19 protein-coding genes and 2 tRNA genes are annotated in these 21,991 nt (G+C 58.5%); 16 read left to right on the top strand and 5 right to left on the bottom strand.

All coding sequences use genetic code 11. The features are described from left to right. Window positions 1-305: 305 nt before the first annotated feature. The 5 genes from KUF73_RS06275 to KUF73_RS06255 are packed head-to-tail and all read left to right on the top strand — an operon-like array spanning window position 306 to window position 4,489. Window positions 306-1,088, top strand: a complete 783-nt coding sequence (locus tag KUF73_RS06275; protein WP_218437180.1) for a transporter substrate-binding domain-containing protein — start codon at window positions 306-308, stop codon at window positions 1,086-1,088. A gap of 56 nt (window positions 1,089-1,144) precedes the next feature. Then, entirely contained in the window at window positions 1,145-1,873 is a 729-nt protein-coding gene (locus KUF73_RS06270; RefSeq protein ID WP_218437179.1) for an ABC transporter permease, read from the top strand. Further along, window positions 1,870-2,580, top strand: coding sequence for an ABC transporter permease (locus KUF73_RS06265; protein WP_218437178.1), 711 nt, complete (start codon window positions 1,870-1,872; stop codon window positions 2,578-2,580). The genes KUF73_RS06270 and KUF73_RS06265 overlap by 4 nt, the downstream gene beginning before the upstream one ends. Window positions 2,581-2,592: 12 nt before the next feature. Beyond that, entirely contained in the window at window positions 2,593-3,711 is a 1,119-nt protein-coding gene (locus KUF73_RS06260) for a succinylglutamate desuccinylase/aspartoacylase family protein (RefSeq protein WP_218437177.1), read from the top strand. 13 nt (window positions 3,712-3,724) lie between these two features. Next, window positions 3,725-4,489, top strand: coding sequence for an ABC transporter ATP-binding protein (locus tag KUF73_RS06255; protein ID WP_218437176.1), 765 nt, complete (start codon window positions 3,725-3,727; stop codon window positions 4,487-4,489). 85 nt (window positions 4,490-4,574) lie between these two features. Here the strand turns inward: KUF73_RS06255 and KUF73_RS06250 are convergent, their stop codons facing one another. After that, window positions 4,575-4,955, bottom strand: coding sequence for a hypothetical protein (locus tag KUF73_RS06250; protein ID WP_256345426.1), 381 nt, complete (start codon window positions 4,953-4,955; stop codon window positions 4,575-4,577). Between the two features lie 220 nt (window positions 4,956-5,175). Between KUF73_RS06250 and KUF73_RS06245 the strand changes: the two genes are divergently transcribed. Next, on the top strand, window positions 5,176-7,665 hold the full coding sequence (locus tag KUF73_RS06245) for a ligase-associated DNA damage response DEXH box helicase (RefSeq protein ID WP_218437174.1): 2,490 nt from the start codon (window positions 5,176-5,178) through the stop codon (window positions 7,663-7,665). Further along, entirely contained in the window at window positions 7,662-8,318 is a 657-nt protein-coding gene (gene pdeM, locus KUF73_RS06240; protein ID WP_218437173.1) for a ligase-associated DNA damage response endonuclease PdeM, read from the top strand. The genes KUF73_RS06245 and pdeM overlap by 4 nt, the downstream gene beginning before the upstream one ends. A gap of 28 nt (window positions 8,319-8,346) precedes the next feature. Here the strand turns inward: pdeM and KUF73_RS06235 are convergent, their stop codons facing one another. Further along, a complete protein-coding gene (locus KUF73_RS06235) occupies window positions 8,347-8,556 on the bottom strand; it encodes a hypothetical protein (RefSeq protein WP_201195411.1) in 210 nt (69 codons plus the stop codon). Window positions 8,557-8,663: 107 nt separating this feature from the next. Next, window positions 8,664-9,230 carry a dCTP deaminase gene (gene dcd, locus KUF73_RS06230; RefSeq protein ID WP_218437172.1) on the bottom strand — a complete coding sequence of 189 codons (567 nt, stop codon included), beginning with the start codon at window positions 9,228-9,230 and terminating at the stop codon, window positions 8,664-8,666. Window positions 9,231-9,583: 353 nt separating this feature from the next. Between dcd and KUF73_RS06225 the strand changes: the two genes are divergently transcribed. Then, window positions 9,584-9,793 (top strand): cold-shock protein, encoded by a 210-nt coding sequence (locus KUF73_RS06225; protein ID WP_002554837.1) that lies wholly within the window; start codon window positions 9,584-9,586, stop codon window positions 9,791-9,793. A 156-nt stretch (window positions 9,794-9,949) separates the two neighbouring features. On the opposite strand, the gene KUF73_RS06220 is transcribed toward KUF73_RS06225, so the two are convergent. Beyond that, complete coding sequence (locus tag KUF73_RS06220; RefSeq protein ID WP_218437171.1) at window positions 9,950-10,957, bottom strand: DUF481 domain-containing protein; 1,008 nt, start codon at window positions 10,955-10,957, stop codon at window positions 9,950-9,952. Window positions 10,958-11,119: 162 nt separating this feature from the next. Between KUF73_RS06220 and KUF73_RS06215 the strand changes: the two genes are divergently transcribed. The 4 genes from KUF73_RS06215 (at window position 11,120) to KUF73_RS06200 (ending at window position 15,907) form a co-directional block, all read left to right on the top strand. Beyond that, on the top strand, window positions 11,120-11,473 hold the full coding sequence (locus tag KUF73_RS06215) for an MGMT family protein (protein WP_218437170.1): 354 nt from the start codon (window positions 11,120-11,122) through the stop codon (window positions 11,471-11,473). A 44-nt stretch (window positions 11,474-11,517) separates the two neighbouring features. Further along, window positions 11,518-13,077, top strand: a complete 1,560-nt coding sequence (locus tag KUF73_RS06210; RefSeq protein WP_218437169.1) for an AmpG family muropeptide MFS transporter — start codon at window positions 11,518-11,520, stop codon at window positions 13,075-13,077. Between the two features lie 143 nt (window positions 13,078-13,220). Continuing rightward, window positions 13,221-14,936, top strand: coding sequence for a proline--tRNA ligase (locus tag KUF73_RS06205; RefSeq protein WP_218437168.1), 1,716 nt, complete (start codon window positions 13,221-13,223; stop codon window positions 14,934-14,936). A 17-nt stretch (window positions 14,937-14,953) separates the two neighbouring features. Further along, entirely contained in the window at window positions 14,954-15,907 is a 954-nt protein-coding gene (locus tag KUF73_RS06200) for a hypothetical protein (protein ID WP_218437167.1), read from the top strand. An 88-nt stretch (window positions 15,908-15,995) separates the two neighbouring features. On the opposite strand, the gene dinB is transcribed toward KUF73_RS06200, so the two are convergent. Then, window positions 15,996-17,057 carry a DNA polymerase IV gene (gene dinB / locus KUF73_RS06195; protein WP_218437166.1) on the bottom strand — a complete coding sequence of 354 codons (1,062 nt, stop codon included), beginning with the start codon at window positions 17,055-17,057 and terminating at the stop codon, window positions 15,996-15,998. A 302-nt stretch (window positions 17,058-17,359) separates the two neighbouring features. Here dinB and KUF73_RS06190 point away from each other — a divergent pair. From KUF73_RS06190 to KUF73_RS06175, 4 genes are all read left to right on the top strand, one after another. Next, a tRNA-Met gene (locus tag KUF73_RS06190) sits at window positions 17,360-17,436 on the top strand. A gap of 232 nt (window positions 17,437-17,668) precedes the next feature. Next, window positions 17,669-17,745: transfer RNA gene (locus tag KUF73_RS06185), tRNA-Met, on the top strand. A 359-nt stretch (window positions 17,746-18,104) separates the two neighbouring features. Beyond that, window positions 18,105-20,666, top strand: coding sequence for a bifunctional lysylphosphatidylglycerol flippase/synthetase MprF (mprF, locus tag KUF73_RS06180; protein ID WP_371135421.1), 2,562 nt, complete (start codon window positions 18,105-18,107; stop codon window positions 20,664-20,666). Then, a complete protein-coding gene (locus KUF73_RS06175) occupies window positions 20,666-21,961 on the top strand; it encodes a virulence factor family protein (RefSeq protein WP_218437164.1) in 1,296 nt (431 codons plus the stop codon). Before mprF ends, KUF73_RS06175 begins: the two co-directional genes overlap by 1 nt. The last annotated feature ends 30 nt before the right edge of the window (window positions 21,962-21,991 follow it).

Below are 21,991 nucleotides of genomic sequence, written 5' to 3'. Positions count from 1 at the left end.
CCCTAAAAGTCTCAACACACGATGCCTCAGTCAAACTTCATTGGTGGCGTTTACGAGTGCTTCGCAGCCGGACGGGAGCAAGCTCCCTCACCACAGGAAGTCGTATCGACCCGATCCAAAGCAGTGCGGGCTTTTCACGCCGCCCGTTTTCGTGCACTAATCGCATCCGGCAATTTCCTGAACACCTTTTAAAACGCTTGTTCGGCACTCTGGTTCGGAAATTGCTACTTTCATTAGGACTTACGCTTACCAGTAACAATAATTCTGCGCCACAAGCGCTCATATTGGTTCTTAGGGATTGAATAATGAAAAAAGCATTGCTGACCCTTTCTGCACTGGCATTGTGCGTAGCTGCTGGCTCTGCGCTGGCAAAGGAATATAAAGAACTGCGTTTTGGCGTTGACCCTTCCTACGCACCGTTCGAGTCGAAAGCGGCCGACGGTAGCCTGGTGGGCTTCGACATCGATCTGGGGAACGCAATCTGCGCCGAGCTGAAAGTTAAGTGCAAATGGGTTGAAAGTGATTTCGACGGTATGATTCCTGGCCTCAAAGCCAATAAATTCGACGGTGTAATCTCTTCGATGACCGTCACCCCGGCCCGCGAAAAAGTCATCGACTTCTCCAGCGAGCTGTTCTCCGGCCCGACTTCCTTCGTGTTCAAGAAAGGTTCCGGCATTACTGCCGACACCGCTTCGCTGAAGGGTAAAAAGGTCGGTTACGAGCAGGGCACTATCCAGGAAGCTTATGCCAAGGCCGTATTGGACAAGGCTGGCGTGACCACTCAGGCCTACGCCAACCAGGACCAGGTCTATGCTGACCTGACTTCCGGTCGTCTGGACGCTTCGATTCAGGACATGCTGCAAGCTGAACTGGGCTTTTTGAAGTCGCCACAAGGTGCCGATTACGAAGTCAGCAAGCCAGTGGATGATCCTCTGCTGCCAGCCAAAACGGCTGTCGGTATCTCGAAAGGTAACAAAGAGCTGAAAGCACTTTTGGATAAAGGTATCAAAGCGTTACACGATGATGGCACCTACGCCACCATTCAGAAGAAACACTTTGGCGATCTGAATCTGTTCAGCGGCAAATAATGCCCGGCGCCCATCTCGCGATGGGCGCTTTTTTCATCCGATCAGGTTGCTGATTTATGTTCGAAAACCTATTACAAAATCTGGGGCTCTCAGCCTTCAGCTTGAAGGGCTTCGGTCCGCTGCTGATGGAAGGCACCTGGATGACCATCAAATTATCGGCGTTGTCGCTGCTGGTGGCCGTATTGCTCGGTCTGCTTGGTGCCAGTGCCAAACTGTCAAAAGTCAAACTGATGCGCGTGCCTGCCCAGCTCTACACCACGCTGATTCGCGGCGTGCCGGACCTGGTGCTGATGCTGCTGATTTTCTACAGCCTGCAAACCTGGTTGACGTCGTTCACCGACTTCATGGAATGGGAATACATCGAGATCAACCCGTTCAGCGCCGGGGTCATCACCCTGGGCTTCATTTATGGTGCGTATTTCACCGAAACCTTCCGCGGCGCGATCCTCGCGGTACCACGGGGTCAGGTCGAAGCCGCTACCGCGTATGGCCTCAAACGCGGCCAGCGCTTCTGGATCGTGGTGTTCCCGCAGATGATGCGTTTCGCCCTGCCGGGTATCGGTAACAACTGGATGGTGATGCTCAAGGCCACCGCACTGGTGTCGATCATCGGCCTAGCCGACCTGGTCAAGGCAGCCCAGGACGCCGGCAAAAGCAGCTATCAACTGTTCTACTTCCTGGTGCTTGCCGCTGTGATCTACCTGCTGATCACCAGCGCATCCAACTTCGTCCTGCGCTGGCTTGAACGCCGCTACGCCGCCGGTTCCCGGGAGGCCGTACGATGATCGAGCTCTTGCAGGAATACTGGAAACCGTTCCTCTACACCGACGGCTACCACATCACCGGCCTGGCCATGACCCTGTGGTTGCTCAGTGCGTCGATTTTCTTCGGTTTTGTGGTGTCGATCCCGCTGTCGATTGCCCGGGTGTCACCGCACTTCTACATTCGCTGGCCAGTGCAGTTCTACACCTACCTGTTCCGCGGCACGCCTCTCTATATCCAACTGCTGATCTGCTACACCGGGATCTACAGCCTGGCCGCCGTGCGTGCGCAACCGTTGCTCGACAGTTTCTTCCGCGACGCCATGAACTGCACCATCCTCGCGTTCGCCCTGAACACCTGCGCCTACACCACGGAAATTTTTGCCGGGGCGATTCGCAGCATGAATCACGGCGAAGTCGAAGCGGCCAAGGCTTATGGCCTGACAGGCTGGAAGCTGTATGCCTACGTGATCATGCCTTCGGCGCTGCGTCGCTCGTTGCCGTACTACAGCAACGAAGTGATTCTGATGCTGCACTCGACCACCGTGGCCTTCACCGCGACCATCCCGGATATTCTCAAAGTTGCTCGGGACGCCAACTCGGCAACCTTCCTGACCTTCCAGTCGTTCGGCATCGCCGCGCTGATTTACCTGACCGTCACCTTTGCGCTGGTCGGCCTGTTCCGCCTCGCCGAACGCCGATGGCTGGCCTTCCTCGGGCCGACCCACTAGGACCTTTTGCACATGCGCCACCAGAAACATGACCTGCTGGCCCCGCTGCCGGGGACCGCACGACAGGTCCACAGTTTTCACTTCGGCCCGCAGCCGGCCAACGGAAAAATCTACATTCAGGCGTCGCTCCATGCCGATGAAATGCCCGGCATGCTAGTGGCCTGGCATCTCAAGCAACGCCTGGCGGAGCTCGAAGCTGCCGGCCGCTTGCGCAGCGAAATCGTTCTGGTGCCGGTGGCCAATCCCATCGGCCTGGAACAAGTAGTGATGGATGTACCGCTGGGCCGATACGAGCTGGAAAGCGGTCAGAACTTCAACCGCTGGTTCGTCGATTTGAGCGAAGAGGTCGGTAACGAGATCGAAGGCCAGCTCGGCGACGATCCGCAACGCAACCTCGAACTGATCCGCAGCAGCCTGCGCCATGCACTGGCGCGGCAGACCGCCAGCACCCAGTTGCAATCCCAGCGCCTGACCCTGCAACGACTGGCTTGCGATGCCGACATGGTGCTGGACCTGCATTGCGATTTCGAAGCCGTCGCGCACCTGTACACCACGCCCGATGCCTGGCCGCAGGTCGAACCGCTGGCCCGCTACATCGGCTCAGAAGCCAGTCTGCTGGCCACCGATTCTGGCGGGCAGTCGTTCGACGAATGCTTCACCCTGCTCTGGTGGCAGTTGAAAGAACGCTTCGGCGAGCTTTTCGATATTCCTCCAGGCAGTTTTTCAGTCACCGTCGAACTGCGCGGTCAGGGCGACGTCAATCACCCGCTGGCCAGTCTCGACTGCCAGGCACTGATTGACTACCTGATCCACTTTGGCGCGATTGCCGGCGAACCGGCACCACTGCCCGAACTGCCCTACCCGGCCACACCGCTGGCCGGCGTCGAACCGGTGGCCACGCCGGTCGGCGGGCTGCTGGTGTTCACCGCGCTGCCGGGGGAATACCTGGAAGCCGGGCAACTGGTCGCCGAAATCATCGACCCGATCAGTGATCGCGTCACCCCTGTCCATTGCACCGCCGCCGGCTTGATGTACGCACGTTCGCTGCGCCGCATGGCCACTGCCGGCATGGTGATCGCCCACGTCGCGGGCACCGAAGCCTATCGCAGCGGCTACCTACTTTCGCCTTGAGGATGCATGCTCCATGTACAAACTGACCATTGAAGGCCTGCACAAAAGCTATGGCGATCATGAGGTGCTCAAAGGCGTTTCGCTCAAGGCCAACACCGGCGACGTCATCAGCCTGATCGGCGCCAGCGGCTCGGGCAAAAGTACCTTTTTGCGCTGCATCAACTTTCTCGAACAACCCAACGACGGCGCCATGAGCCTCGATGGCCAGGCGATCCGCATGATCAAGGATCGCCACGGCATGCACGTGGCCGACGCCGATGAACTGCAGCGCATCCGCACCCGTCTGGCCATGGTGTTTCAACACTTCAACCTGTGGAGCCACATGACGGTGCTGGAGAACATCACCATGGCCCCGCGCCGGGTGTTGGGTTGCAGCAAGCAGGAAGCCGAAGACCGTGCCCGGCGCTACCTCGACAAGGTCGGTCTGGCCGCGCGCGTGGCGGACCAGTACCCGGCATTCCTGTCCGGCGGACAGCAACAACGGGTAGCCATTGCCCGCGCGCTGGCCATGGAACCGGAAGTCATGCTGTTTGACGAACCGACCTCGGCGCTTGACCCGGAACTGGTGGGTGAAGTGCTCAGAGTGATCCAGGGCCTGGCCGAAGAAGGCCGGACCATGATCATGGTTACCCACGAAATGAGCTTCGCCCGCAAGGTGTCGAACCAGGTGCTGTTTCTGCATCAGGGCCTTGTCGAGGAAGAAGGCGCGCCGGAGGACGTACTGGGCAATCCGAAGAGCGAACGTCTGAAACAGTTCCTCAGCGGCAACCTGAAATAACCCTGTAGGAGCTGCCGCAGGCTGCGATCTTTTGATCTTGTTTAAAAAGTCAAAAGATCGCAGCCTGCGGCAGCTCCTACATGAGTCAGGCGCTCGCGTCGTGCTCCAGCCTGAAGCTGCCGTTGCTCACTTCCAGGCCGTCGGCATCTGTCCCGCTAAAGCGGCCCGCAAACTGCGCATCCCCGCCCACCGTCAACTCCAACCGGCCTCGGTACAACTCCGCCTCGGAGCTGCCTGTGACATGGATGATCATTGGCGAGCGCTCACTTAATCCCAGACTGAAACGACCACTCTCAACGCCTACCGGCAAATTGACGTAGAACTCTTTCCCTTGCCCGTCATTGGCCTCTATGCAATGAAGGCCTGGCCTGTCGTAACAAAAAAGCCCTTGTGTCACGCGAAACTCCAATAAGCCGTCGTCCGTGATCACATCGGCAGTTAAACGGCCCGATCGATTTGTACTCATCTCAACTTCCTGTTTCCTATTCATGGATAACTGCCCGGCGCTGGCCTTTGCAAAGGTCGCAGGTCGTGCACGCCGCGATAAAAACACGGCCCGTCCGCCGATAGGTTTCAACGGCAAACACAGTTATTTCCGAATATGAGAAGTCCTCGCCAACCTGGTTAAACCTTTGCTGTACCGACGCGGTCACTGAAAGAAGACGATCAGAGCGCGCACCGCCGGCATGGGAATCTCCCGCGATTTCGCAAAACAATGGTTCACCGCTCGCGGCTGGAAACCGTTCGCCTTTCAAAAGCAGGTGTGGGCGGCGGTGAAACAAGGACACTCAGGATTGCTGCACGCCAGCACCGGTGCCGGTAAAACCTACGCGGTATGGTTTGGCGCACTCAATCGCTTCGCACACTCTTCACCGACCGTTGAAATACCACGCAAACGCAAACCCGTGGCCGAGCCCTTGACCGTGCTGTGGATAACCCCGATGCGTGCCTTGGCCGCCGACACGGCACGCGCACTGGAAGCGCCACTGCACGACTTGCAGATTCCCTGGAGTGTCGGCCTGCGCACCGGCGACACCAGCAGCAGCGAACGGGCACGACAGAGCCGGCGTCTGCCGACTACTCTGATCACCACCCCGGAAAGCCTGACTTTGATGCTCGCCCGTGCCGATGCACTCACCGCGTTATCCACGTTGCGCATGGTGGTGGTCGATGAATGGCACGAGCTGCTCGGCAACAAGCGAGGTGTGCAATTACAGCTGGCCCTCGCCCGCTTGCGTCGCTGGCGGCCCGAGCTGATGGTCTGGGGCGTTTCCGCGACGCTGGGTAATCAGGCCCACGCCGAGGAGGTCTTGATCCCACAAGGCGGCGGCATCAGCGTTCAGGGACAGTTGGACAAACAGCTGCAAATCGACACGCTAATACCACCGCAGATCGAACGATTTCCATGGGCCGGGCATATCGGTCTGAAGATGTTGCCGCAGGTTGCCGCCGAGCTTGAGTCCAGTGCCAGCAGCCTGGTGTTCACCAATACTCGCGCCCAATCGGAAATCTGGTATCAGGCGTTGCTTGAGGCCCGACCGGATTGGGCCGGACGGATTGCGTTGCATCACAGTTCGTTGTCCCGTGATACCCGTGACTGGGTCGAACGCGCACTCAAAGAAGGCCAACTCAAAGCAGTGGTCTGCACTTCCAGCCTCGACCTGGGTGTGGATTTTTTACCGGTGGAACGGGTACTGCAAATCGGCTCGGCCAAAGGCGTGGCGCGGCTGATGCAGCGCGCCGGCCGCTCGGGCCACGCGCCGGGACGAGTGTCGCGGGTCACCCTGGTACCGACCCACAGCCTCGAATTGATCGAGGCAGCCGCGGCACGGGATGCGGTAGCTCAACGCCGCATCGAACCGCGCGTGTCCCCCAACAAACCGCTGGATGTGTTGGTGCAGCACTTGGTCAGCATGGCGCTCGGCGGTGGTTTTAGACCCGATGAGTTGTACGAAGAAGTACGCACAGCCTGGGCTTATCGTGAACTTAGCGTGAGCGAATGGATTTGGGCGCTTGCTTTCGTACGCCACGGCGGCCTCTCCCTGACAGCCTATCCGGATTACCGCCGTGTCGAACCCGATGAATTCGGCGTGTGGCGCGTCCCGGATGCACGACTGGCCCGCCGACATCGGATGAGTATCGGCACCATCGTCAGCGATGCGAGTATTCAGTTGAAGTTCTGGAGCAAGGGTGGCGGTGGCAAGCAACTGGGCAGTGTTGAGGAAGGCTTCATCGCGCGCCTTAGGCCTGGCGACGGCTTTCTGTTCGCGGGCCGCTTGCTGGAACTGGTTCGCGTGGAAAACATGACTGCCTACGTCAAGCGCAGCAACGTAAAAAAAGCAGCGGTGCCACGCTGGAATGGCGGGCGCATGCCCCTGTCGAATGAGTTGGCCAACGCGGTGGTTGCGCGGTTCAACGCGGCGGCGCAAGGCGAGTACATCGGCCCGGAAATGCAAGCATTGCGCCCGCTGCTGGAGTTGCAACAAAAGTGGTCCGGACTGCCAACGGAAAAAAGCCTGCTGGCCGAGACATTAAAATCCCGTGAAGGCTGGCATCTTTTCCTCTATCCCTTCGCCGGACGCCAGGTCCATCTTGGGTTGGCCAGCCTGTTGGCATGGCGAGTCAGCCAACGGCAATCGGTGACATTTTCCATCGCCGTCAATGATTACGGCCTGGAATTACTCAGTGCCACCCGCGTGGACTGGCACGATCAATTCAATACTGATCTGTTTAATTCTGAGCATCTGCTAACCGATGTGCTCGCCAGCCTGAATGCCGGCGAGCTGGCACTACGGCGTTTTCGAGAGATTGCGCGAATCGCCGGCCTGGTATTCGCCGGGTATCCGGGCGCACCCAAAAGTACGCGCCAGGTCCAGGCCTCAAGCGGATTGTTTTTCGAAGTATTCAAACAGTACGACGCCCAGAACCTGCTGCTGGCGCAGGCAGGGGAAGAAGTCCTACGCGAAGAACTGGATATTCATCGACTGGAGCAGACGCTGGAGCGGATCAATCGACTCAGACTTGACCTGCACCCGATCAAACGTCCCGCGCCACTGGGTTTTCCGCTGCTGGTAGAACGCTTCCGGGAAAGCATGAGTTCGGAAAAACTCGCAGACCGTATCCGACGCATGGTCAGCGACCTGGAGAAAACCGCCGAATCCGGAAAAGCCCGATGACTACGCCCTATCCAGTAAGACTGGCAGGTGAAGAGCTCTGGCTACTGCCGGAAAAAGGCATCTATTGGCCGGCACAACAAGCGTTGTTGATCGCCGATGTGCATTTCGGCAAGGCTGCCGCTTATCGAAGCCTTGGCCAACCGGTGCCTCAAGGCACTACCGGGCAAAATATTGCCGCGCTGGACGCCCTGCTCACCGCCCTGCCCTGCCGGCAGTTGCTATTCCTCGGCGACTTTCTCCATGGCCCCGGGTCTCACGCACTTGCAACGGTACAGGCATTGGCTAAATGGCGAGCGCGGCACTGCAATATGCCCATGACGCTAATCCGCGGAAACCACGACAAACGCGCTGGCGACCCGCCAGCCTCTTTGAACATTCGTGTGGTGAACGAACCCCTGTTGCTGGGGCCGTTTGCCTTGCAACATGAACCCGATCCGCATCCAGGCCGACACGTGTTGGCCGGCCATGTACATCCGGTCTATCGGTTGAGTGGTCGCGGTCGGCAAAGTTTGCGACTGGCGTGTTTCAAACTCGGAGTCGACGTCAGCCTGCTACCCGCGTTTGGCGCGTTTACGGGTGGCTATCCAGTCGAAAACGATGAAAGTTGCAGGATTTTTGTCATCGGCGACGACGAAATATGGCCAGTCAGCTGACTGGCCATTCATCTATCTATGTCAGAAATCAGGCAACCGGGGCAGGAGGCGGCTCATCCGGCAGCGTGGGCTCGCCAGGCTCGGTGGGTTGTTCGTTGGGGGTGTCGGGATCAGGCTGGCCGGGGATGCCACCGGCCATGCTGATTGGCGGGTGTGCCAGCAACGACCAGGCCAAAACGCCAATCTGATTGGGCTCAAGCCTTGCCAGTTCGGCACTTATACGCGGGTCGATTTTCATATAGCACTCCTGAGCGATGGCCCGATCCGCCTTGCGCGAATCGGAGCAGTACACTCCATAGAGTGTACGCTCGCTCAAGAATTCCCACGGTTCGTCAGACGGCTGACTCAGGTCCGCGGCAGGGTCACGCCACGCTGGCCCTGGTACTTGCCGCCACGGTCCTTGTAGGACACTTCACATTCTTCGTCAGACTCAAGGAACAGCATCTGTGCCACGCCTTCGTTTGCGTAGATTTTCGCCGGCAGATTGGTGGTATTGGAAAATTCCAGGGTCACATGACCTTCCCACTCAGGCTCAAGCGGCGTGACATTGACGATGATGCCGCAGCGCGCGTAAGTGCTTTTACCCAGGCAAATGGTCAATACGTTGCGCGGAATGCGGAAGTATTCGACCGTGCTGGCCAGGGCGAAGGAGTTCGGCGGGATGATGCACACATCGCTGTGGATGTCGACGAAGCTGCCGGCATCGAAATTTTTCGGGTCGACGATCGCCGAATTGATGTTGGTGAACACCTTGAAATGATTCGTGCAACGCACATCGTAGCCATAACTCGACACGCCGTAGGAGATCACACGGCTATCGTGACTGCCGCGCACCTGGCGCTCGACGAAAGGTTCGATCATGCCGTGCTCTTGCGCCATGCGGCGAATCCACTTGTCCGATTTGATGCTCATGGCGGGTGTCCTGAATAGCGAGGTGGAAAATTCTGTCCGGCATCTTACCGGGGCGCGCCGCCGGGTTCAAAGACCGGGTCACAATTCTCGACGATCGCCCGAAATTTACGGGCCGTCGAAACAATACGGTGCACCGTCGATCACGAAAACAGAGAAACCTTCGCAAGAAGCATTGGCACGTTCCGGAAAAAGGGTTAAGGTGGCGTCACTGTGCTGCTTGTGTCACTGAGAATCTCTACACGATATGTTGAATTTCGATCCAACCATCTACAAGAATTTTTCCTGCTCTTTGCACTCAGTCTCGGCCAGGGTTCTTCCTGAGTCGCAGTTATCTTTGTTCAAGGAGTTACACCATGTCTAATCGCCAAACCGGTACCGTTAAGTGGTTCAACGATGAAAAAGGCTTCGGCTTCATCACTCCACAATCCGGTGACGACCTGTTCGTTCACTTCAAAGCTATCCAATCCGACGGCTTCAAAAGCCTGAAAGAAGGCCAACAGGTTTCTTTCATCGCTACCCGCGGTCAGAAAGGCATGCAAGCTGAAGAAGTTCAAGTTATCTAACTTGTACTTGCTTTAGTAAAAAGCCCCGCCCTCAAAAGCGGGGCTTTTTTGTGGCTGTATGTTTTTACCAGGCAAAAAAGATCGCAGCCTTCGGCAGCTCCACACGGATAAATGTAGGAGCCGCCGAAGGCTGCGATCTTTTGATCTTGCGTCGTTTTACCAGGTCACGCCAAATCCTGCCGTATAACGAGTCTTGCTCAAGTCAGCCTCATCAGAACCGCTGACGATATCCCGCTCGGCCTTCAGATTCAGCGAAGCCCAGTCTGTCACCTTGTAGCGCAGGCCCATCTCGGCATCCAGCGCGTAGTCGGCCACGCCCGACAATGGCTTGCTCACCTCGCCATTGGTGAAGAACTCTACCTTCTTGCCGATCAGGTAACGGTTGTAGTCCCACTTCATCGCCAGGGAATAGAAGTTCTGCTTACTTCCATCGGTAAACTCGTAGTCCGTCCGGTTGACCAGTGAGCCGAGCGAGAACGCTCCGAGCTCGTCGTCCCAGAACTGATAACCGGGACCGGTACCGACCGTGCGCTGTCGGGACAGGTCTTCAACCTTGTCGCGCTTGTAGACCAAGCGACCTTGCCAGAACCATTTATCAGTCAGGAAACGGTCAAGGGAGTACTCGGCGCGCCAGTTATCAGTTGTGACCACGTCATCCTGGAATTCACGGTTGTACTCCCCTTCAGCGATGTGCCGCCAGCGACCATGACGCGCCGTGGTCTTGAAATCGATGTCGTAGTCATCCGTATCTTTGTCGGCGCGCTGATAATCCAGCGCCGCGTCGATGTTGCCCTTCCACACCAGATCTTCGATCACCGGCTTGGGTTTGAGGATTTGCTGAACGCTCGCCAGCTCCACAGTCTTGGGTGCCTCACCATTGGCCAGGGTGACCTTGCCGTCGTCAGCTGCTTTCAGCGACTTGGCTTTTTCACCGGTGTAGGCATCTTGCTTGACCAACAACTCCTGATCACTGTCCAGAGTCTTGACTTGCTTCCAGTCGATCGGAACCGCACCGGCGTATTCGGTCTGGATCAACAGCTTGCCACCATCGAACAGGATGATCTTGCCACTCAACTTGTCGCCGTTCTTCAACCAAACAGTATCAGCGAGCAAGGGAGTGGAAGCACTGACGACGGCGAGGCACAACAGGGTTCTGGACAACATAAGCAAATACAGGCTCAGGTATGCGAAAAAAGTCGGCATCATCCGTAGGAATAAGGCCCTAGCAAGGACTGACCTGACTATTTCTATTGAGTTCATTTCTCAATACGCGATCCAGGATTTACCCTACAAACGGTACCGCGAACTTTTTCAGGAACTCCAGACGTGATCGAGCCAACCGCCGAACCCGACAGTGCTGCACAAATCCGACGCACGGCGCTCTACCTGACACTCGCGCAAGTGCCCGAAGGTAAAGTGGTGAGTTACGGCCAATTAGCTGAATTCGCCGGGCTGGGTCGTGCCGCTCGCTGGGTTGGACGAACACTGAGTCAATTGCCCGGCGACAGCAAATTGCCCTGGCATCGAGTACTGGGTGCCGGCGGTCGCATCAGCCTGCCTGTCGGCAGCCCATCCGGGGACGAGCAACGCGCACGATTACGCATGGAGGGCATCAGTATCCTGAATAATCGTGTTGATATTCAGCGCCATGGCTGGCGTCCGGTAGAGCACAGCGGTTAGAGTGCGCGCTTTGTTTCCGTATTTGTTGAGGCAGACTCCAGCCCATGCCCCGTAAAACCTGGCGCGCCGCGCTCGCCGCTTATGCCAGCCCCTCGACGCTTGTACTGTTGCTGCTTGGTTTCGCCGCCGGCCTGCCCTACATGTTGGTGTTCTCGACCCTCTCGGTCTGGCTCCGTGAAGCTGGCGTGGCCCGCGAAACCATTGGCTATGCAAGCCTCATCGGCCTGGCCTACGCCTTTAAATGGGTCTGGTCACCACTACTTGACCAATGGCGCCTGCCGTTACTGGGCAAGCTCGGTCGACGACGCTCCTGGCTTGTATTGTCGCAAGCACTGGTCATCCTCGGCCTGATCGGGATGGGTTTCTGCGACCCGCAAAAGCACTTGTCCTGGCTGATCGCCATCGCCGTTATCGTCGCCTTCGCCTCGGCAACGCAAGATATTGCAGTTGACGCTTATCGCCTGGAAATCGCCGAAGACAGTCGTCAAGCCGCATTGGCTGCCAGCTACATGTCCGGCTATCGGATTGCAGCATTGCTGGCCACGGCCGGCGCACTGTTCTTCGCCGAGGGCTTTGGCTCCACCGGTTTCAACTACCAGCATTCAGCCTGGGCCGGCACTTACGTGCTGTTCGGTGCAATGATGATACCGGCGCTATTGACCTCTCTATTCATGCGCGAGCCGCCGGTGCCGCTGCGCACGCAACTGCAGGCCGGGCGATACAGTTTCGCGCATCAGCTGGCTTCGGTGTTCGTCCTGATCGTGTTGCTGGTGTCCGTGCCAGCCATGTTCACCCAGCTCTATAACACCGACTTTGCCAGCGTGCTGTTCAACGGCGTGAGTCTGCTTGACCTGCTGCTCGAAGACCGCGCATTCCTGCGAGCAATTCTTTACACCACGCTCACCGCCCTGTGCCTGTCGACCATGGGGCGCCGTGGCCTGGCACCGGTGCTGACACCGGTCAACGACTTCATTTTGCGTTACCGCTGGCAAGCTCTGCTGTTGCTCGGGCTGATTGCGACCTATCGGATGTCCGATACGGTCATGGGGGTGATGGCCAACGTCTTCTACATCGACCAGGGCTTTACCAAGGATCAGATCGCCAGCGTCAGCAAAATCTTCGGCCTGATCATGACGCTGGTCGGCGCCGGCATGGGCGGCTTGCTGATCGTACGCTTCGGCATCCTGCCGATCCTGTTCATCGGCGGCGTAGCATCGGCGGCCACCAACCTGCTGTTCCTGATGCTCGCCGACATGGGGCCGAACCTGAACATGCTGATCGTGACCATCTCCCTGGACAACTTCAGCTCAGGCCTGGCCACCTCGGCATTCGTCGCCTACCTGTCGAGCCTGACCAACCTCAAATTCTCCGCCACCCAATACGCCCTGCTCAGCTCGATCATGCTCCTGCTGCCACGCCTGATCGGTGGTTACTCCGGGGTCATGGTGGAGAAATTCGGTTACCACAACTTCTTCCTGATCACCGCCTTGCTGGGTGTTCCGACATTGCTATTGATCGCCCTGCACTGGTTCCAGGAGAGCCGCCGCGCAGGTCCGACACCAAAGCCGGAACCCGTTCCAACACAGGTAGCAGAAGAGTCGTAGGGAACATCTGTAGGAATTTTTGCAGAGGGCCGAGTGAATCCTGCCCTCCTGCCACGCCACCGACCGCACGCCTGTACGCCAGCGGATCTCGCCCGTACAATGCTCCGTCATTTCTCGTCATCAGCATTCGATAACGGCCAACCATGCGCACCAGTCAATTTTTGCTCGCCACACAGAAAGAAACGCCTTCCGACGCGGTCGTGATCAGCCATCAGCTGATGCTGCGCGCCGGTATGATCCGCAAACTCGCCTCGGGCCTGTACACCTGGCTGCCGATGGGCCTGCGGGTAATGCGCAAGGTCGAAGCCGTCGTTCGTGAAGAAATGAACGCCGCCGGCTCGCTCGAAGTGTTGATGCCGAGCACGCAACCGGCTGAGCTGTGGCAGGAATCCGGGCGCTGGGAAGAGTACGGTCCGGAACTGCTGCGCTTCAAGGATCGCCATGGCCGCGACTTCTGCGCCGGCCCGACCCACGAAGAAGTCATCACTGACCTGATGCGCAACGAGTTGAGCAGCTACAAACAGCTGCCGATCAACCTCTACCAGATCCAGACCAAATTCCGCGATGAAATCCGCCCACGCTTCGGTTTGATGCGCGGCCGCGAGTTCATCATGAAGGACGCCTACTCGTTCCACGCGGACCAGCCATCGCTGCAGGCCACTTACGACCGCATGCACACGGCGTACTGCAACGTGTTCACCCGCCTGGGCCTGAAATTCCGCCCGGTTGAAGCCGACAACGGCTCGATCGGCGGTGCCGGCTCCCACGAATTCCACGTACTGGCCGAGTCCGGCGAAGACGATATCGTCTTCAGCAACGGTTCCGACTACGCAGCGAATATCGAGAAAGCCGAAGCCGTTCCACGCGAAACCTTGCGCCCGGCCCCGGCCGAAGAGTTGCGCCTGGTCGACACGCCGAACGCGAAGACCATCGCGCAACTGGTCGAAGGCTTTAACCTGCCGATTGAGAAGACCATCAAGACCCTGGTCGTGCACGCGGAAGAAGAAGGCAAGCTGATTGCCCTGATCATCCGTGGCGACCACGAGCTGAACGAAATCAAGGCCGCCAACCAGCCTGGCGTTGCCAGCCCGCTGGTCATGGCGTCCGAAGCCGAACTGCGCGATGCCATTGGCGCCGGTGCCGGCTCCCTCGGTCCGTTGAACCTGCCACTGCCAATCATCATCGACCGCTCCGTCGAGCTGATGAGCGACTTCGGCATCGGTGCCAACATCGACGACAAGCACTATTTCGGCGTGAACTGGGAGCGCGACCTGCCAGTTCCGACCGTTGCCGACCTGCGTAACGTCGTCAGCGGCGACCCAAGTCCGGATGGCAAGGGCACCCTGGAAATCAAGCGCGGCATCGAAGTCGGGCACATCTTCCAGCTGGGCAACAAGTACAGCAAAGCGATGAAGTGCGAAGTGCTGGGCGAGAACGGCAAGCCGGTCACCCTGGAAATGGGCTGCTACGGCATCGGCGTTTCCCGCGTGGTTGCCGCTGCCATCGAGCAGAACAACGACGAGAAAGGCATCATCTGGAGCGACACCCTGGCACCATTCCAGATCGCTCTGGTGCCGCTGCGCTACGAAACCGAACTGGTTCGCGAAGCCACCGACAAGCTGTATGCAGAACTGACTGCTGCCGGCTTTGAAGTACTGCTGGACGATCGCGACAAGAAAACCAGCCCGGGCATCAAGTTCGCGGACATGGAGCTGATCGGCATTCCTCACCGGATCGTGGTCAGTGACCGTGGCCTCGCCGATGGCAACCTGGAATACAAGAGCCGTACCGAGGCCGAGCCGCAAGCGCTGCCGGTTGCTGACGTACTGTCTTTCCTTCAGGCCCGTATCCGCCGCTGAAACCAGATAGAGACGTCATGTTCAAGCGAAACACCTTAGGCCTCTGTGGTGCCGCCCTGTGCGGCACCCTGCTGGTCAGCGGCTGTGCCAATCACATGTCACAACGCAGCGAGCACGAGGAACGCGTCGAGCGCAAACTGCTCGATCACAGCCTGCAGATTGATGTCGGTGAGCCCAAGGTGCTTGAGCTTCCGCAACGCCGGGTGAAGATTCACGAACAGAAGACTTTCGAAGTCACCGAGTTCGAAGTCACCCGCCATTACGATCGCTACACGCCTTACCAACCCTGGCGGGAGATCTACGAGATCCCGCTGGGCGCGGTTGCCGTGGTGGCCGGCGTGGGTGCCAACGTGGCCAACGTGTTCGCTCTCGGTAATTTGCCCGATAGCATGACCAAGGACTGGTTCAGCTACGGTTTCGCCGGGCTCAACCCGTTCATGAACGTGCAGTCTCATGGGCGTGCGCAACAGAACCTGGCCGGCATCGACGAAGTCCAGCGCGACAAGCGCACGGAATACTCGAGCCTGCCGTGGAGCGAGCGTCCAGTGGAGGTCAAGGCCGGCAAGGAAACCTTCGAGCTGAGCACCGACAAAAACGGCGTACTGCGCCTGAACCTGTTGGACAGCCCGTTCGCCGAACACGACCTCAATCATCTGGGCAAGCTGCAGATCAGTGTTGAAGATGCCCAGGACGACGTGCATACCGACTCGTCCCTGGCGCTCAGCAACACCTTGCGCGGCAAGCTGCTCGAAGCGCATGGCCTGATTTACGACGACCTCGAAGACGACGAAGTGAGCCAGTGGGTACACCGGGTCAAACGGCTGTCGGAATTGGGCCTGGAAGAAGAAGCCAGCGAGCTGGAACAGAGCCTGATCGAACTGACACGTAACGATCCTGAGCTGCAGACCGAATTCCTCAAGTCTCTGACCAAGGATGCCGGGCGACTGGTGGCAGATCCGGGACCGAATTAAGCCCGTCTAAAAGATCGCGGCCTGCGGCAACTCCTACACAGGAACCCTGTAGGAGCTGCCGCAGGCTGCGATCTTTGCTTTTGGAAGCTTATCGCTCAAACAATTCCATCTGCTCAAACCCGCCCCGCAAATCCTCCAGCCTCACCCCCACGCCCAATAACCGTACCGGTTTACCACCGCGATTGAACGCCTGCGTCAGCATCAGCTGATAACTGCCTAGATCCCGCCCTGCCCCAGCCTGTTCCAACGTGGTCTGGGTAAAGTCATGGAACTTCACTTTGACGAACGGCTTGCCTGGCCGATAGCTGTTGTCGATTCGTTCCATCCGGGTTTTGAGGGTTTCCAGTAGTTCCGGCAGTTTATCCAGGCAGCTGCGCAGATCAGGCAGGTCGACATCGTAGGTGTTTTCCACACTGATCGACTGACGACGGCTGTCGTTATGCACCAGACGATCATCAATCCCACGGGCCAGACTCCAAAGCCGCTCGCCAAAACTGCCGAATTCACGCACCAGCGCCAATTTGTCCCAGTCGCGCAAATGCAGACAGTCAGTGATCCCGAATTTGCCGAGTTTGTCGGCAGTGACTTTACCGACGCCATGCAGCTTGCTCACTGGCAGGCCACTGACAAAGTCCTCGACCTGATCCGGCGTGATGACAAACAAGCCGTTGGGTTTTTTCCAGTCGCTGGCGATCTTGGCCAGAAACTTGTTGGGTGCCACGCCTGCGGAGACGGTGATATGCAACTGATTGGAGACGCGCCGGCGGATGTCCTGGGCAATCCGCGTGGCGCTGCCGCCGAAATGCGCGCTGTCCGACACATCGAGATAGGCCTCATCCAGGGAAAGCGGCTCAATGAGGTCGGTGTAATCGCGAAAGATCGTATGTATTTCCCTGGATGCTTCTCTATAGGCGTCCATTCGCGGCTTGACGATGGTCAGGTCCGGACACAACTTCAACGCGTGCCCGGACGACATCGCCGAGCGCACACCATAGGCGCGCGCTTCGTAATTGCAGGTGGCGATTACCCCTCGCCGATCCGCCGAGCCGCCCACCGCCAAGGGTTTGCCGGCGAGGCGCGGGTCGTCACGCATCTCGATAGCGGCGTAAAAGCAGTCACAATCGACGTGGATGATTTTTCGCTGGGTCATGGCAACGCGGAATTCATGGTGGAGAAAAGGCGTCTTACGGTGTCGGAAAAGCAGTATCTCATTCACACCTGTATATAGCACCAGTACTCTGAATGTTCTTTTTCAACTGTAGGAAAAGCCGCTGGTAAATTTATTTTCTTAATCGAAAAGCCCCATCCAATAGAGCTGAAAGCCTTGCCACATCTACCTCTCAGACCCATCGAGCCCCCCCTTCGCCAAGCTAACCAATTGAACAGAAACGGATTTTATTGAAGTTGATGATTGACACCCCGGCGATTCTCTATAGAATGCCGATCCACAGACGCGGGATGGAGCAGTCTGGTAGCTCGTCGGGCTCATAACCCGAAGGTCGTCGGTTCAAATCCGGCTCCCGCAACCAAACATCAAAAAAGGCTACTCGAAAGAGTGGCCTTTTTTGTGCGCGTCTGTTTCTTACACAGCAGCGCCGAAATGAAACAAAGCAAAATAGTCATACAGAATTCAGAAATCGTTCTGATTCCGAAACTTAAGCCATCCCGGCGACCGTTTGACGCTCTTCTACGTTTATTTGACCCGGTTCAGGATTAACGGTTGACACTCCGGCGTTTCTCTATAGAATGCCGCCACACAGACGCGGGATGGAGCAGTCTGGTAGCTCGTCGGGCTCATAACCCGAAGGTCGTCGGTTCAAATCCGGCTCCCGCAACCAAACATCAAAAAAGGCTACTCGAAAGAGTGGCCTTTTTTGTATCTGCTGAAAAAGTCCTTTCGCAACAATGATCTGTCATGGTGTAGCGAGTCGTCCGGGGTCACCCATGCGCCGAGTTAAGGCTATGCTCATTCGCACACTGAATGCTCTACGACTGATGACGTGCCGTCGCCGTAACCCGGTGATAGGCGTTAATATTTGTGATTATTTTTTTCTACAGGGATTGGTAACTTGGCTGGATACCCCCATCCTGTCGCGCACAATCCAAGAGGTGATTGATGCGCGCCAACTCGTCTGATCCACAAGACACTGTCACAGCGACACAACCGATCAAGGCGGAGCGTTTGCGCTTGCTGGATATGGTCAGCAAATATCGTCAGCCCATCGGCCTGGCGGTCACGCTGCTGTTGTTCGCGATCGCGCTGATTGCCTGTCGTCACTTGTTGAGCGAACTCGATCTGGACGCTCTGCACGATTCCATTCTCGACGTTCCCAAACCGGCACTGCTGGGCGCCTTCGGCGCGACAGTAGCGGGCTTCATCATTTTGCTGGGTTACGAGTGGTCGGCCAGTCGCTATGCCGGCGTGAGCCTGGCGCCGCGAACCCTGGCACTGGGAGGCTTCACGGCTTTCGCCATCGGCAATGCCATTGGTCTTTCGATGCTGTCGGGTGGCTCGGTTCGCTACCGACTATATGCACGTCATGGACTGGGGGCCTCTGAAGTCGCCCACATGACGCTGTTCGCCAGTCTCTCGCTAGGCACCGCCCTGCCCCCGCTCGCCGCGCTGGCGACGCTCAGCAACCTGCCTGCGGCGTCTGCCGCACTGGGTCTCTCCGAAGCTCTGCTGGGAACGATAGCCACTGCCGTGCTGTTGCTTTTTTCGGTACTGGCCATCGGTATCTACCGTCGCCGGCTGCCAGAGCAACCCTACATAGACAACCTTCTGGTCAAGGTTGGCCGTCGGACCTTGCGTCTGCCGGGACGCCGCCTGACCTTCCTGCAATTGGTGATTACCGCCCTGGACGTGGCCGCCGCCGCCACCGTGCTCTACCTGTTGCTACCAGAGGCACCGCCCTTTGGCGCGTTCTTGCTGGTCTACCTGCTAGCCCTGGCTGCCGGTGTTCTCAGCCACGTGCCGGGCGGTGTCGGCGTTTTCGAAGCGATTTTGCTCGCCGCGTTCTCCGACACGCTTGGCGCCGCGCCACTGGCTGCCGCGCTGCTGCTCTATCGCTTGATCTACGTCGTGACCCCGATGCTGGTGGCCTGCCTGTTGCTGCTGATCAACGAAGGTCAGCGTGTGTTCCAGACTCGCCAGTCCTTGCGCGCAGCATCCGGCCTGGCTGCACCGATATTGTCAGTCCTGGTGTTCCTGTCCGGGGTAGTACTGCTGTTTTCCGGGGCAACACCGGAAATCGACACCCGCCTGGAACACATCGGCTTTCTGATTCCTCACCGACTGGTCGACGCCTCGCACTTTGGCGCCAGCCTGATCGGCGTGCTGTGTCTGCTGCTGGCCCAGGGCCTGCGTCGACGCCTCTCTGCCGCGTGGATGTTGACCACCATTCTGTTGCTGGTCGGTGCCCTGCTCTCGCTGCTCAAGGGTTTCGATTGGGAAGAAGCCTGCCTGATGACCCTCACCGCGAGCCTGCTGGGGGTTTTCCGCCGCTCGTTCTATCGCCCCAGCCGCCTGACCGAGCTACCGTTCTCGCCGCTGTATCTGGTGGCCAGCCTGTGCGTGCTCGGCGCCTCGATGTGGCTGCTGCTGTTCGCCTATCAGGACGTCCCCTACAGCCATCAACTCTGGTGGCAGTTCACCCTCGACGCCGATGCTCCCCGTGGCTTGCGCTCTTTGCTCGGCGCCGCCGTGCTGCTGGTGGTGGTGTCCCTGACCTGGTTGCTGCGCACCGCCCGACCGGTGATTCACCTGCCGACACCCGATGAACTGGAGCGCGCGAGCAAGATCCTGATGGCTTCGGCTCAACCGGATGGCGGCCTCGCCCTGACCGGTGACAAGGCGCTGCTGTTTCACCCCAACGATGAGGCGTTCCTGATGTACGCCCGCCGTGGTCGCAGCCTGGTGGCGCTATATGACCCGATCGGGCCGGGCCAGCAACGGGCGGAAATGATCTGGCAGTTCCGCGACCTGTGCGACATTCACCACGCCCGCCCGGTGTTCTATCAAGTGCGTGCGGAGAACCTGCCGTACTACATGGACATCGGCCTGACCGCGATCAAGCTCGGCGAAGAAGCCCGGGTCGATCTGCAGCGTTTTGATCTCGAAGCCAAGGGCAAAGAGATGAAAGACCTGCGCTACACCTGGAACCGTGGCACCCGCGATGGTCTGTCGCTGGAAATCCATGAACCAGGCCAGGCGCCGATGGATGAGCTCAAGGTGATTTCCGATGCCTGGCTGACCGGCAAGAACGTGCGCGAGAAAGGCTTCTCCCTCGGCCGTTTCAGTGATGACTACCTCAAGCACTTCCGCATTGCGGTGATCCGTTTCGAAGGACGCCCGGTGGCGTTCGCCAACCTGCTCGAGACGTACGGCCACGACCTGGCCAGCCTCGACCTGATGCGCGCGCACCCGGACGCCCCCAAGCTGACCATGGAGTTCATGATGGTCGGCCTGATTCAACATTATAAAAATCATGGATACGCGCGTTTCAGCCTGGGTATGGTGCCGTTGTCGGGGTTACAACCCCGCCGCGGCGCACCACTGACCCAGCGCTTGGGCTCGATGGTTTTCCGCCGTGGTGAGCAGCTCTACAACTTCCAAGGCTTGCGCCGCTTCAAAGACAAATTCCAGCCTGACTGGGAACCTCGTTATATGGCCGTGCCTGCCGGACTCGATCCGCTGGTTGCCTTGGCCGATACTGCTGCCCTGATCGCGGGCGGCTTGACTGGATTGGTGAAACGCTGATGATTCAACGCTCCTTGAAGTACATCCTGGCCGCACTGATTGTGCTGGCTGTGATCCTCGGCGGCGGTTACTGGTACCTGAAACGCCCGGCACCGGAACCGACCCTCGAACAGCTGACTCCGGCCGATGGCGCCGCAATGACCCGGGTCATCCCCGGCAACACCCCACGCGCCCAGGTGCTGGTGGCGGTCACTGAAGAACAGAAACTCAGCGACAAACAATTGATGACCCTGAGCCGTAGCGCCTCTGCGCAAATTGTTCAGGTGATCTTGCCCAAGGACTGCCTGCTGCAAAGCCGCGCACTGCAATCGGGCCTGAGAGAACTCAAAGGCCCGGCGACGCTGGTCAGCGGTATCGGCCCTGGCGCAGTACTGGCCTGGCGCTGGTTGTCCGAGCAGAAAAACGACAAGGCCCAAGCCGTCTCGGTGGACTTGGCCCTGGAAAAACCCGGCTGCACTCACCTGCTGCCGAAAAGCGCCGCCCACGGTCACTGGCTGGTGGCATGGAACGACAACCCGGACGACACCAGTGCCGGCTTCGTGCGTGACCAAACCAACGCCGAAACCAGCATCAGCGACTACGACATCAACCTGCCGCAAGTGCTGAACAACGAATTGCGCAAGATCCTTGTCGGCGGCGACAAAGCCGCTGGCGGCCTGCAGATTCCAGTGGTCGAAGTGCCGGCCGGTCAAGCCAAGGACACCGTGACCCTGTTCCTGTCCGGTGATGGCGGCTGGCGCGACCTTGACCGCGACGTGGCGGGCGAGATGGCGAAGATCGGCTATCCGGTAGTTGGCATCGACACCCTGCGCTACTACTGGCAGCACAAGAGCCCTGAGCAAAGCGCCCTGGACCTCGCCGAACTGATGCAGCATTACCGGCAGAAATGGGGCACCAAACGCTTCATCCTGACCGGTTACTCGTTCGGCGCCGACGTTCTGCCAGCGATCTATAACCGCCTGGCAGAGTCCGAGCAACAGCGCGTTGACGCGATCATCCTGCTGGCCTTCGCCCGCACCGGCAGCTTCGAAATCGAAGTCGAAGGCTGGCTGGGCAACGCCGGCAAAGAAGCCGCCACCGGCCCGGAAATGGCCAAGCTACCACCGGAGAAAGTGGTGTGCATCTTCGGCGAGGAAGAAATCGACGAGAGCGGTTGCACCGACAAAACCGCCGTGGGCGAAGCCATCAAACTGCCTGGCGGCCACCACTTCGACGAAAACTACCCGGCCCTGGCCAAGCGGCTGGTGGATGTGATCGAGAAGCGTCAAGCCAAGGAAGCGGCCGCTCAGGAATGATCTGAGCCGCGCCACAAAAAAGCCCCCGCA

This window comes from Pseudomonas sp. PD9R (assembly GCF_019200975.1).
GTDB lineage: Bacteria > Pseudomonadota > Gammaproteobacteria > Pseudomonadales > Pseudomonadaceae > Aquipseudomonas.
Note: the sequence above shows the minus strand (reverse complement) of the source record. Positions and strands in the feature narration are given on the sequence as shown.